This is a genomic window from Acetobacteraceae bacterium, assembly GCA_004843165.1.
Taxonomy (GTDB): Bacteria; Pseudomonadota; Alphaproteobacteria; order Acetobacterales; family Acetobacteraceae.
In genome coordinates this window covers 476197-488618 of the sequence record CP039459.1, presented here as the reverse complement: position 1 = coordinate 488618, position 12422 = coordinate 476197, and the positions used below count along the sequence as shown (strand labels likewise).

13 protein-coding genes are annotated in these 12422 nt (G+C 43.7%); 6 read left to right on the top strand and 7 right to left on the bottom strand.

Annotated features, from left to right (window positions below):
• Window position 1 precedes the first annotated feature (1 nt).
• From FAI41_02345 to FAI41_02320, 6 genes are all read right to left on the bottom strand, one after another.
• Complete coding sequence (locus FAI41_02345) at window positions 2–844, bottom strand: phosphatidylcholine/phosphatidylserine synthase (GenBank protein QCE32508.1); 843 nt, start codon at window positions 842–844, stop codon at window positions 2–4.
• A gap of 37 nt (window positions 845–881) precedes the next feature.
• Complete coding sequence (locus tag FAI41_02340) at window positions 882–1583, bottom strand: phosphatidylserine decarboxylase (GenBank protein ID QCE32507.1); 702 nt, start codon at window positions 1581–1583, stop codon at window positions 882–884.
• 95 nt (window positions 1584–1678) lie between these two features.
• Window positions 1679–2536 (bottom strand): 1-acyl-sn-glycerol-3-phosphate acyltransferase, encoded by an 858-nt coding sequence (locus FAI41_02335; protein QCE32506.1) that lies wholly within the window; start codon window positions 2534–2536, stop codon window positions 1679–1681.
• Window positions 2436–3365 (bottom strand): hypothetical protein, encoded by a 930-nt coding sequence (locus tag FAI41_02330; GenBank protein QCE32505.1) that lies wholly within the window; start codon window positions 3363–3365, stop codon window positions 2436–2438. The genes FAI41_02335 and FAI41_02330 overlap by 101 nt, the downstream gene beginning before the upstream one ends.
• Before the next feature lie 9 nt (window positions 3366–3374).
• Window positions 3375–4067, bottom strand: a complete 693-nt coding sequence (locus FAI41_02325; protein ID QCE32504.1) for a hypothetical protein — start codon at window positions 4065–4067, stop codon at window positions 3375–3377.
• Window positions 4068–4103: 36 nt separating this feature from the next.
• A complete protein-coding gene (locus FAI41_02320) occupies window positions 4104–4658 on the bottom strand; it encodes a hypothetical protein (protein ID QCE32503.1) in 555 nt (184 codons plus the stop codon).
• A 203-nt stretch (window positions 4659–4861) separates the two neighbouring features.
• Here FAI41_02320 and FAI41_02315 point away from each other — a divergent pair, with 203 nt between their 5' ends.
• The 6 genes from FAI41_02315 (at window position 4862) to lpxB (ending at window position 11134) form a co-directional block, all read left to right on the top strand.
• Window positions 4862–5299 (top strand): SufE family protein, encoded by a 438-nt coding sequence (locus FAI41_02315; GenBank protein QCE32502.1) that lies wholly within the window; start codon window positions 4862–4864, stop codon window positions 5297–5299.
• Between the two features lie 180 nt (window positions 5300–5479).
• Complete coding sequence (gene rpmI, locus FAI41_02310; protein ID QCE32501.1) at window positions 5480–5683, top strand: 50S ribosomal protein L35; 204 nt, start codon at window positions 5480–5482, stop codon at window positions 5681–5683.
• Between the two features lie 20 nt (window positions 5684–5703).
• Complete coding sequence (gene rplT / locus FAI41_02305) at window positions 5704–6060, top strand: 50S ribosomal protein L20 (GenBank protein QCE32500.1); 357 nt, start codon at window positions 5704–5706, stop codon at window positions 6058–6060.
• A gap of 160 nt (window positions 6061–6220) precedes the next feature.
• Window positions 6221–7303, top strand: coding sequence for a phenylalanine--tRNA ligase subunit alpha (gene pheS, locus FAI41_02300; protein ID QCE32499.1), 1083 nt, complete (start codon window positions 6221–6223; stop codon window positions 7301–7303).
• Between the two features lie 14 nt (window positions 7304–7317).
• Window positions 7318–9828: a phenylalanine--tRNA ligase subunit beta gene (locus FAI41_02295; protein QCE32498.1), complete on the top strand. Its 2511-nt coding sequence runs from the start codon at window positions 7318–7320 to the stop codon at window positions 9826–9828.
• A 16-nt stretch (window positions 9829–9844) separates the two neighbouring features.
• On the top strand, window positions 9845–11134 hold the full coding sequence (lpxB, locus tag FAI41_02290) for a lipid-A-disaccharide synthase (GenBank protein ID QCE32497.1): 1290 nt from the start codon (window positions 9845–9847) through the stop codon (window positions 11132–11134).
• A gap of 59 nt (window positions 11135–11193) precedes the next feature.
• On the opposite strand, the gene FAI41_02285 is transcribed toward lpxB, so the two are convergent.
• Window positions 11194–12408 (bottom strand): site-specific DNA-methyltransferase, encoded by a 1215-nt coding sequence (locus FAI41_02285; GenBank protein ID QCE32496.1) that lies wholly within the window; start codon window positions 12406–12408, stop codon window positions 11194–11196.
• Window positions 12409–12422: the final 14 nt, after the last annotated feature.

The following is a 12422-nucleotide window of genomic DNA, read 5'->3' as shown; positions in this document are numbered from 1 at the left end:
TTTAGAGATTAGCGACTAATTCCTCTCCCTCTTCTTTTTCTTGAAGGCGACGCCATTTCCAGTAAAAATAGTGGGATGTCGGAATTAATAAAATATAAACAATCCCCATCATAGCTAAGGTTGCCCAAGGTGTTGCCACGAAAAAGGCAATGTAAATGGCGGCAATGAGGAGAAAAGGGAGGAAAAAATGTTTTGGAACACGAAAATGTTTAATTGACCAGATCGGTAACGTGCATACTAAAAGAAATGCTGTGATTACAAGGCTGGAAGCACAAAGAAGTTCGCCATGTGTATAGGGAATAAGCCAGTCTATCCCTGATTGCTGTGCGGCTAACCCTAGAAAAATAGGAAAGAGTGCTAAGCCAGCACCAGCAGGAGCCGGAACGCCTGAAAAGAAATGTCTTGTATATTCCTCGGCACCTTTTGGCGCTTCTTCGGCAACGTTAAATCTTGCGAGACGTAGTGCCATGCAGACGGCGTAAAGCAAAGAGGGGATAAAGGCAAAGTTAAGGCTGTCGTGGTTATGAACAGACCAAAGAAAGACAATGAGAGCAGGGGCGACCCCAAAAGCCATAAAATCCGTTAAGGAATCATATTCCGCACCAAATTTGGAAGAGGCACGTAAAATACGTGCGACTCTCCCATCAAGCCCATCACAGAAGAAAGACACCAAAAGCGCAAGGCAAGCAGATCTAAAATGCCCCGAAAGTGCATAATGAATGCCGACAAGCCCACCGCAAAGTCCGATTGTCGTTAAAAGATTAGGGGCAAGTTGACTGAAAGAGACGGCCTCAACATGTCGGCTTAATTTTGTACGAGATTTAGGACTTTGCGGGGTCTTCATTGGGAGTCTTCCATCATTTTAAAAACAGAAAGAAAAGTTAGAGAAGCGCAATCAGCGTTTCACCACCAAGAGCTAACTGCCCCACATGCACTAAAGGTTTTACGCCTGGTGGAAGATAAATATCAGTACGGGAGCCGAAGCGAATGAGACCATAAGTTTCACCAACTTCATATTTGTCACCAATTTCGGCTTCACAAATAATACGACGTGCAATGAGGCCGGCAATTTGGACAACACCAATATCTTTTTGGCCATATTCGGTCGTAATCCGAATGGAATTGCGTTCATTAAACTCAGAGGCTTTATCCAAGGAGGCGTTAAAGAATTTACCTTCCCGATAATCTGTTTTTGTGATTGTTCCTGTCACTGGAATACGATTGACATGCACATTAAGAACAGAGAGAAAAGTTGCAACACGCCAAACAGGCTGATCACCCATGTCTAACTCTTTAGGCGGAACAACGAGCTCCACAGATTGAATACGTCCATCTGCTGCGGCGATCACATAACGGTCTGTTCCTTGTTCTTCAAGCGGATGTGGTGGCAGAACACGTTTTGGATGACGGAAAAAATAGAGGCAAAATCCGGCAAAGAGCAAACCTAAACGACAAAGCAATCTTCCAAAAAAATTATCGAAGCGGCGGCCTGCAATAGCCGTTATAAAACCGATTGCAATGAAGGGAAGGCCAGCACGGTGCGGTGCGGCAAGACTTTCTTTAATAGGACGTAAAAAGGACATTATGCGTTTCTTTGCAGCTTATGATGGCTTTGAAAATATTCAATAAGACTCTAGTCTTTTATTACAATGTTTGAAATGAAAAAGAAAATAACTTTTTAGCGGCAGAGGGGCGAGTAGGTATTGGTAATGCCGGATTTCACTTCAAGATTTTCCCAAGATTTTTCGAGAATGTCGGGAAGTGCTTTTTGTGACATTTCCTCAAAGGAAAGCGATTTACCAATCACAATTTTTAAAACGCCCTTATGTTTTGAAATGCCGGATTTTGGCCAAAAAAGACCGGAATTAATGGCAACAGGAATGAGTGGAATTTGTTGTGTTTCGGCAATACGGGAAAGCGCAATAATACCCTTTTGTGGTGGTATTTTTTCGCCGGGATCTGTTCGTGTTCCTTGCGGAAAGATAATGACTTGACGCTCTTTTTCCCAAGAATCCTGAACGGTTTTTTGAAGCAGTCGGATGGATTTTGCACCTGCGGAACGATCAATCGGCAGCATGCCGCTTAAGACGAGCATCGGCCCGACAAGCGGAATGGAAACAAGCTCTTTTTTAATAATATAAGCCGGATTTTTCAGTAGGATCATCCAGATAAAACCATCAAAAAAGGATTGGTGCTGCGGGGCAATGAGTGCGGCTGTTTTCGGGATATTTTCTAGTCCGGAAATTTCCAATTTTACGCCACAAAAGATTTTAAATCCCCATAAAACAGCCGAGGACCATGCTTGCGCATAGCGTAGCCCCGCTTTTTTTAAGCGAAATAATCTCAAGAAAAGACCACCAATTCCCATAATAAAGGTGAGAATAAGGAAATAGGTTTGAAAGAGAAGGCCACGGAAAAGAGAAATCATAAAATCATTAGCCAAAAGGATTATTATCGGAAAGGAAAATACGTGTCTGACGATGTCTGTGCAGTTTTTTACGCAAATTTCGGACGAAAGAGAACAACAGAGCAACATATAGGCTCAATGCCGTAAGAATCAATATAAGGTCAGGTGTTGCAGATAAATGGGCAGCCGCAGAGATTTCTTCTTTTATGCCGTGGAAAAAGAGTCTGAAAAAAGATTTTTGAAAAAAATGAGCTAAAAAATAAGCGTAAAATATATTGGAAAATAAAATGCCTGAAAAGAGACCGAGGCAAAATGAATAATTGAGTGAATAGAGCGTTTGCCGACAGATCTTAAGGGTGGATAGGGCGCTTCCCCTTAGAAAAATAAGCTGTGGTTGGGAAGGCTGAAAACGTGCTTTCCCCAGGAAGAGAAAAGAAAAGACAAAGAGCGCAAGGGCAGAAATTTCGAAGAAGTGAGAAAGTTTACCAGCGCTTCTTTCCAAAGAAAGGCTCTTTAAATCAATCTCTTGCTCTTCTATGTCGGGAAGGGTGGCTAAAGCTATTTTTGGGCAATTTTGAGATAGAAATTTTTCTATCGAAGGGCGCAAAGAAAGGGTGTCATTACCTTCGTTTTTAGGCGAGAGTGAAAAAAAGAAATCTATTTTTGCATTGAGAGGGAGCGGCGCTTGGAAAGAACTTCCCTTAAGGGAAGTTAAATGCCAGCTTGGAAATTTTTGAGAAAAATCATGCTGGAGATTTTTAAGGTTAAGTTCAGGGCAGGCTGAAAAATCAGTGAGAGCAATAGGGTTTTCCTGATGCCAATAAGCCGCAATATTTTGAGCAATATAAGGTATTTTTAGGCCTAAACTTGCCAGAAAAATACTGACACTGACCCCAAGGAAGATCCAGAAAGCGTGCGGTTTTTGGGGCAGAAAGTTCGGAAACAGGGCAGAGCGCATTAGGCCAGCTTAATCAGGAAGGTTAAACAAATCGAGTTTGGGCAGGCGAGAGTGCCAAAACTGATGAATCATGCGATCCATTTTTGTTGCGATAATCATGACAATATTGCCATGCGAAGAGATATTTTCCAAAGTTGCGCTTATTTTTTCCGAGAAAAAATCATCATAAGGTAAGGTTTGGGCATGAATGAGTAAAAATCGTGGATAGGCAATGAGGGCTTTAAGCCAATTTAACTCAAGTCTTTGAAAATTGGAAAGTTCACAGACCGGTATGTACATCCATTTTTCAGCCTCTGCCCATTTGATCGCCTCATGGCATCTTTGTTCAATATAGCGCTGTGGAATGGATTGAAGCCGAAGCGGAAGCGTCAGATTGGCAATCGCAGGCCATTCCTCCACAAAAAGGGGATTGGAGAAAACTGCTTGCATTTTCTCTTTTAACAACAACAAATCTTGTAAAGGCATGTTGGGCGTAACACGATGCTCTAAAAAAGAAAAAGCGCCGTTAAAAGTTCCTTTTTGAAAGGAAAAAATATCAAGCCACTGAGAGCGGATCGCATCATTCGGAAGCTCTACCCAGAGAATTTCACCCGGATGAATGTCCAGATGAACGGCTTGATGCGGAATTTTCCCAAGGGAAAACCCATGAAGGGAAAGGCCGTCAGGGATAGGCTGTTCAACACGTGCTTCAAAATCCCTCACTTGACGACCTTTCAATGACTGCGTGCGTGTAGCATTTTATGGATTTTGTTTATTAAGATATGCCTGCCATGTCACGGAAAAAGCAGAGCCAATCATCAGAAAAAGCGCTAAGGCAATAATCCCAAAGGCGCTCCAAGATATTCCTGCAATTTTAACATGAGAAGGAAGCTGGGAAATCACTTGGACGGCAAGTTCTTTTGTTTGAGGGTCTGCTTCTGCCAAAGCATCTGTTGCGAGACGTGAAAACACAGGCAGTAAAGCCCATGCACAGCCGAGAACAAGCAAAAGTGGTGCAATAATATCCGCAATTTGGGTTATCAGGCAGGCTGTAAATTGCGCAAAGATCCAAAGAAAAGAAGGGGAACGCTTTTTTTTAGTCGCAGGAGCACTGGGGCTTAAAGGGGCATGAAAAGCTTCTGGAAACTCACCGGAGGAAGGAGGTAATGCAGGACGAACAGGATGAGAACCTTCCGATCCCGGAAAAGCATTTGGCTGTTCTACAGGATATTCTGAGCCTGTCTGTACATTGAAAGAATCCCGAGAAGACATTTGTGGCTCGATATGGGAGGAGGGGTTGTAGCGATCTTGCATCAGAATGATCCTGAATTTGTTTTCAAGTCAAAAGTAAAATTATGTGAGATTTTTAGCGATAAAATCAGAAGAGAGGTTACAAAAGTAACAGTTTTTATCCTATAGTTGCCTCGGTTTTTATACATCTTTTTAGAGCAATTGTGTTTTCTGCGCCAAAATTATGTCAATGATCTCAAGAATGAAAAGATAGAAGAATAGAAGAAATGGAAATAAAAAACAAAGAAGATTCTGCGCAAGAGGCAATTTTGGCCATTCAAGAAGAGCTGGAGCTTTTTGAGGATTGGACAGAGCGCTATCAATATCTCATTGAAGCAGGCCGAGCTATGCCGGCAATGCCAGAGGCGCTGATGTGCGATGCGCATAAAGTACCGGGATGTCAAAGTCAGGTTTGGATTGATTCACAAGAGCTTGACGGTAAGCTTGTTTTTCAGGGTGCCTCTGATGCTGCCATCGTCCAAGGCCTTGTTTCATTGATTATTCGTGTTTATTCCCATCGCACGCCGCAAGAAATTTTAGAGACTTCGCCTGTTTTTTTAAAAGATTTAGGCTTGATAGGCGCACTCTCAGCGACTCGTGGAAACGGTGTGAGCTCTATGGCTGCTTATATTCAGACACGTGCCAAACAAGCGCTGGAGGGATAATCCCTCTGCGGCAGCTTGCACGTAATAGGCGTTGCGTTTATAGTGCCTCATCGTATGCGTCCGGCGCGGTTATTAAAGGCATTGCCCGGCCATATTTTCTTTTAATTATCGTATTAAATTGATTTTCCCGTTTATCTGAGGGCTTCGGCCGGAAGGAAGCAGGGAAAAATTGGAGAAAAAATGCCAAAATTAAAGACGAAATCTTCAGTCAAAAAGAGGTTCCGCCTCACTGCGACTGGAAAAGTTAAAGCAGGCGCTGCTAACAAACGCCATGGTTTGATTAAACGTACCCAGAAAATGAAGCGTACCAATCGCCGCACTTCTGTGATGACGGATATGGATGCACGCACTATTAAACAGTGGGCACCTTACGGCTTAAAATAATTATCTGGGAGTAGTCCATCATGGCACGTGTAAAAAGAGGCGTCACAGCGCACGCCCGTCATAAAAAAATTCTAAAACTTGCAAAAGGTTACCGTGGTCGTTCGTCCACAACCTATCGCGCAGCCCTTCAGCGGGTTGAGAAAGCATTACAATATGCTTACCGTGACAGACGTAACCGTAAGCGCGATTTCCGTGCATTGTGGATTCAGCGTATTAACGCTGCAGTTCGTGAGCATGGCCTGACCTACAGCAAATTCATTAACGGTCTAAATCTTTCCGGTCTTGAAATCGACCGTAAAGTGCTTGCCAATATTGCTTTTGAAGATCCAACAGCTTTTGCTGCGATCGTTGAAAAGGTCAAAGCAGCGCTTGCCTAAGATTTAGAGTTTATTTCTGATCTTTTCTTTCGTGAGAAGGTTCAGATTGAATTTTTGAGAGAGAAGGGAAGGCCGCATGACGGCGTTCCCTTTTTTCTTTTGAAAAGCGAATAGTACGTTTTAAGTTAAATATATATTATCAAGCCAGCGGAGTTACAGCATGGGCGAAAATCAGGATGTTATCGAAAGCTTACGCCAAAAGAGCCTCTCGAAATTGGCTGAAATTTCTCATTTAAAAGAGTGGGATGCCTTCCGTGTTGAAATTCTCGGCAAGAGTGGGGAACTGACCAAAGAGCTTCGTTCACTCTCTTCTATTGCACCGGATCAAAGAAAAGCTCGTGGACAGCAGCTTAATAAATTACGGGGTGAATTAGAAGCGGCCTTTACAGAGCGCAAAACAGCGCTTGAGGCCAAAGCCTTGGAAGAGAAGCTGCAAAACGAAGCAGAAGACATTACTATCGCAGGTAAATCCCATATTGTAGGCACATTACACCCTGTGATGTCAGTTATGGACGAAATCGAGACGATTTTTGCAGGACTTGGTTTTGAGCGTGCCGAGGGGCCGAATATTGAAACGTCATGGCATAATTTCTCAGCACTTAATACGCCTGAAGAACATCCTGCACGAGCCGAAGGGGATACATTCTACCTCCCAACAGCAGAAAAAGACCCGGCAAAACGTCCTGTTTTAAGAACGCAAACTTCAGGCGTTCAAATTAGAACCTTGCTCGATCGTCAACCGCCATTCCGCATTATTGCGCCGGGTCGCACTTATCGTAACGATCATGATGCCACCCATTCACCGATGTTCCACCAGTGTGAAGGGCTTGTTGTTGGAAAAAATTTAGGTCTTGGTCATTTAAAATATACGATTGAAACTTTTTTAAAGCATTTCTTTGAAGATCCAACCTTACCGTTGCGTTTTAGAACTTCGTATTTTCCTTTTACCGTGCCTTCCTTGGAAATTGATATTGGGATGCGGGATAAAAAGGGGAATTTTGAAAAATGGCTCGAGGTTTTAGGTGCCGGCATGGTGCATCCACAAGTCTTGGCAAATTGCGGCGTTGATCCTGAAATCTATAATGGTTTTGCCTTTGGCATGGGGATCGAGCGTTTGGCTATGTTGAAATACGGTATTGATGATCTAAGGGCCTTTTATGCCAGCGATTTACGTTGGTTGCGTCATCATGGTTTTTCTGCTTTTACAGCGCCATCTTTCCATCATTTTGAAAATAATAAATAAATTAGAGGTCTCTTATGAAAGTTCCATTTTCTTGGCTGAAAGAATTTCTAAAGACAGAAGCCTCTTTGGAAGATATTACGGCAACGCTGAATAAGATCGGCTTAGAGGTTGAGGCGATTGAAAATCCGGCAGATGCGCTTGCAAATTTTTATGTGGCTCAAATTAAAGAAGCGGTACAGCATCCGGATGCCGATCGTTTGCGTGTCTGTCAGGTGGATGTCGGCGCAGGCCATGATGATATTCAGATTGTTTGCGGAGCCCCAAATGCCAGAGCAGGGATTAAAGTCATCTGCGCACTCCCTGGAGCCGTTGTTCCTGCAAATGGTATGGTGATTAAAAAGGGTAAAATTCGTGGGGTAGAGAGCGCTGGCATGATGTGCTCTTATCGTGAGCTTGCCCAAGGGGATGAAGATAGCGGTATTGCAGAACTTCCCGAAGATGCAGAAATCGGTAAATTATATGCCGATTGGGCAGGGCTGGATGATGCAATTATTGAAATCGGTATTACACCCGATCGTGGCGATGCGCTTGGTATCCGTGGCGTTGCCAGAGATCTTGCGGGTGCAGAGATCGGTATTTTAAATTTGCTTTCTTCAGATTTGGAGAGATTGCCGAAATTACCGGATGAAAGCGCTAAAAAAAGTATTACACTTTCCGGCATGCATGATTCTAAGCCTTATTTTACAGGCAGAATGATTGAAAATGTTGCCAATACAGCGTCACCAAAAATTTTAGCACATCGTTTGGATCAGATGGGCGTCAAGGCGCAGTCTGCCTTGGTTGATGTGACTAACTATCTGCTTTATGCGCTCAATCGCCCTTTGCATGTTTTTGATGCGGATAAAATTGCGGGTCATAAGCTCATTATTGATTCAGCAAAAGCAGGAGAAGAATTTAAAGCGCTCAATGGCCAATCTTATAAATTGCATGAAAGCGATATGATTGTTCGTGATGGCGATGGCACTATTCAGTCTTTGCTTGGAATTATGGGCGGAGCAGAAAGCGCTGTAAGTTTTGAAACAAAGAATGTCTTTGTTGAATCTGCTTATTTCAATCCGGCGCAAATTGCGAAAACTGCACGTCGTTTGGGGTTAGGTTCTGATTCCTCTTATCGTTTTGAGCGTGGTATTGATCTCGGTGGCATTGAAGAAGGCTTAGAGATTGCCTCTCGTTTGATTGTTTCGCTTTGCGGCGGAGAGATTGGCAAAGTTGAAGTGGCTGGTTCTTTGCCTGACTTTAAACGCACCGCTTCGATTGATTTTGAAAAAGTTAAAACATTCGGCAATTTGGATGTTTCTAAAACGGAAGCCCGTCAAACTCTTGAAAAGTTAGGTTTTAAGCAAGTTGCAGAAGGGGAATTCGAAATCCCTTCATGGCGTAATGATATTTTGCCTTTGAATTATCAGGCTTTTCCTGCTCCCTCTTTGACGGAGGAAAAGGCAAAAATTTTAGAGGAAAAAGCCAGAAAACTTTCAGGGCAAGCCCAGCTTCTCAATGAAATTGTGCGTCTGAGAGGCTATGAGGCAGTGCAGGAACATGAATTGCCAAAAGAGGTTGCTCAGGGAAAAGATGAGCGTCAAAAATATGCACGAGATCGTCAGCTTCGTCGTTTCTGTGCCGCGCATGGTTTGCAAGAAACAACAGGTTTCTCTTTTATTTCTGAAGAAGAGCAGGCGCTCTTTGGTCGTGGCAAAGAAACAGAAAAGCTGCCTAATCCAATTTCACAAGAATTTGGCCAGCTCCGTTCCTCCTTATTACCCAATATGCTTAAAGCCCTTTCCCGCAACCTTGCTAAAGGTTTAGGTTTACATGGAGATGCAGGCTTTTTTGAATTAGGCCCTGCCTTTGGTGAAGAGGGCGAGCGTATGATGATTTCCGGTATTCGGGGGGGGCGTCAGGCACGTGTTGCCGGTGAAATCGTTGCTGATAAAAAAGGCGCTGAATTTGAGTGGCGTGCGGCACAGGCAGATTTTATGGGGTTGCTAGAAGAGGCCGGTGTGAATTCTGACTCCCTTTCTGTTCAAGCAGCGGCACCACATTATTATCATCCGGGCCGCTCAGGTGCTGTCTATCTCGGCCGTAAAATTCTACTTGGTTATTTTGGGGAAATTCATCCTAAAATTCTGGAATTTTATGACATTAACGATCGGGTTGTCGGTTTTGAAATTGCTCTAGGCAATGTAGCGCTGCCTAAAAAACGGAAATCTGCCTTTACGGCGCTGAATCTTCAGCCTGTTCGGCGTGATTTTGCCTTTTTAGCACCTGTGACTGTTTCAGGGCAGGAGATTATTCAGTCCGTTAAAAAAGCGGTTCGGGGGGGTAAGAATTTTGCAAAACCGGCTGATGTGCGTATTTTTGATATTTTCAAAGATGCGGATAAGCTTGGGGAAGGTCATGCATCTATTGGGATAGAGGTGACCTTCTATCCAGAGGGAGAGGCCTTAACCGAGGATATTCTTTCCGATTTGCAGGAAAAAATTAAACAAGAGGTCGCAAAAGCAGGGGCCGAGCTGCGCTTTGCGTAAATAGAGGATTTTCTTCATGCAGGATCAGACAATAGCGCAAATGGCAGCTAATCGTGTGCTGCCCGATCCTTTGGTCGCTTTGGCAGGTGAGTTGGATAGTGATTTTTCAACTTATAATAAGGATGGCGCTGTTATTTGGATCTTGGCAGGAGAGCCAAGTGCGGATGCGATTGGGGCACGTCTCATTCAGGCTTTGAGTGAGCGTGATCCGACCCTGATTTTTGCAGGGGTCGGGGGAACGCAAATGGCGGCTTTGGGACTGCGAAGCCTTTTTCCAATGGCGGATCTTTCTGTTATGGGGTTTTGGGATGTTGTTTTCCATTATTTCCATTTACGGCAAAGATTGTTTGAATGTGTTCAGGATATTATCCTTTCCCATCCTGAAATTGTGATTACGATTGACCATCCTGTTTTTTCTGGAAAACTTATGCACCGTGTGAGTCATATGGAAACCAGAAGGGTACAATATGTTGCCCCGCAAGTTTGGGCATGGGGGCCAAAACGGATTGTGAATTACCGTCATCGCTGGGATCGGCTTTTATGTCTGCTGCCTTGCGAAGTGCCTTGGTTTTTAAATGCGGGTGTTAAGACGTCTTTTGTTGGGCATCCTGCCTTGCAGTCTGCTTCTGGACCGGCAGGCAAAGCCTGCCGGTTCCGTCACCAGCATAATATTTCTGATAATGCTAAAATTCTCCTTCTTTTGCCGGGGAGCCGCAAAACGGAAATTAAAACCCTTATGCCGATTTATGAAAAAACGGTTGATCTTTTGACCAAGGAATTTCCTGATCTTCGTCCTGCTATTTTGGTGGGGCAGAATGTGAAAAAGATGATCGAACGTAAATCCAAACATTGGAAAAATAAGCCGGTTCTTGTCATTGGAAAAATGGGAAAACAGGATGCTTTTGCCTCTTGCACCTGTGCCTTAACAAAATCGGGCACATCAACAATTGAACTTGCCGCCCATAATATTCCAATGGTTGTGGCACATAAGGTTGGGCCTATCTTTGGGATGTTGGCACGTTATTTTATTACAGTACCCTATATTTGTATGCTCAATATCTTGGCCAATGCGGAAATTGTTCCGGAATTTATTCAGGGACGCTGTAAGCCAAATTTGTTGGCTTACACTTTGAGTGAGCTTTTACGAAACCCGGCAGAAAGGAAAAAGCAATTGGCCTTTTTCCCCGATATTCTTAATGAATTAAAGCCGGAAGATCCTTCTAAAACACCGGCTGGTGCAGCGGCGGATGAGATTTTAGAACTGCTTCACACACCTATTGAACAAGTCGAAGCCGAACGGCTATAGGGGCGTTAATTACCTTGCCTGTGCTAACGATAACGCTTGCCTCTTTAGCCGGTCTCTCTCTAGGAAGGGTGTTTTTGTAAAAGGACAATACGGTTGGAGTTGGTGCCTTTTTCATTATTTTGGATCCCCCAGCAGGTGGCGGTTTTGTTAAAATTCTGCTGGTTAATCATTACGCCAAGCCGTTTGAAGGATAGGTTTTCAGCGGCTTCCCAAACGAGCTTTTCAAGTTGGATTTTTTGATGACGGATTTCGCCGACTTCGAGGGCTAAAAATCCGCCTCTTTTTAAAATCCGTTCTTGTTCTTTAAGCGTTTTTTGAATCATTTCCTGCCAGCTTTTAGGGGTTTTCTGCATGGGGATTTTGATTTTTTCAGATTTTCTTCCTGCAAACCAGCAGCGAAGCCAATTGTCATCCCGATAATGAAGCGTATCTAAAAAGGGCGGAGAGGTTACAATGAGGTCAACCGTTTCCGAAGGGATTTCTCTCAGGTTCCAAGAATTTTTATTGAGAAAAAGAGGCTCAGAAAGAGGTGCTTTCGGCGGTCTTCCATCTTTAAGAAGAAGGTGCGATTTTCGCAGGATAATTTCAGGGATATTTTTAAGATATTGTTTGTCTCGTGGATCAATTCCTTCCTGCTGATTGAGCCTTCGTTGCGATTTAAGCGAAATCGCTTGGCTAGGTGGCATGGATCGTACAGAGAAAAAACCTTCTGAATGTCCGGTAAGGCGGTTGAGTGCAACCATTCTGATCCAATCTGCTACGGGATCTTGAGGCGCATTTTTTTTTGTCCAAACACGTAGGGCTTCGAGATGTTTTAAGGTTTTGGGATGATAAAAGACCCGTAATTCATTTTGCGTGATGCGTCCTTTTTCCCAAGGAACTTTGTTTAGAGCTTCTCTAGTTTCCTCTAAAGTCGGCGGGTTTAATCTTGGACGGCAGAGGAGGGCAGAGAGCGGATTTAGATCATTTCCGCCGACACGGCGTCCCATTAAATGCGCTTGGAGGAGTGTTGTACCTCGTCCCATAAAGGGGTCAAAGACAAAATCGCCTTGTTCCGTCAGATGTGTAATAAAAAATTCAGGGAGTTGGGCTTTGAAGCAGCCCCGATAGGAAATGCGGTGCAGGGAATGATCTTGGCGTTGTTTAGAGGTCCAAAATTCATTTTGAAAATAAGGGATATCGCCTTCGGTAAAACATTCCGTTTCACGGCCAAAGACTGAAAATTTCTTTAGAAATAAAAGGAAATCATCGGCCAGAATATCTGTAGGACTCATCTTCTGGCCGAGCG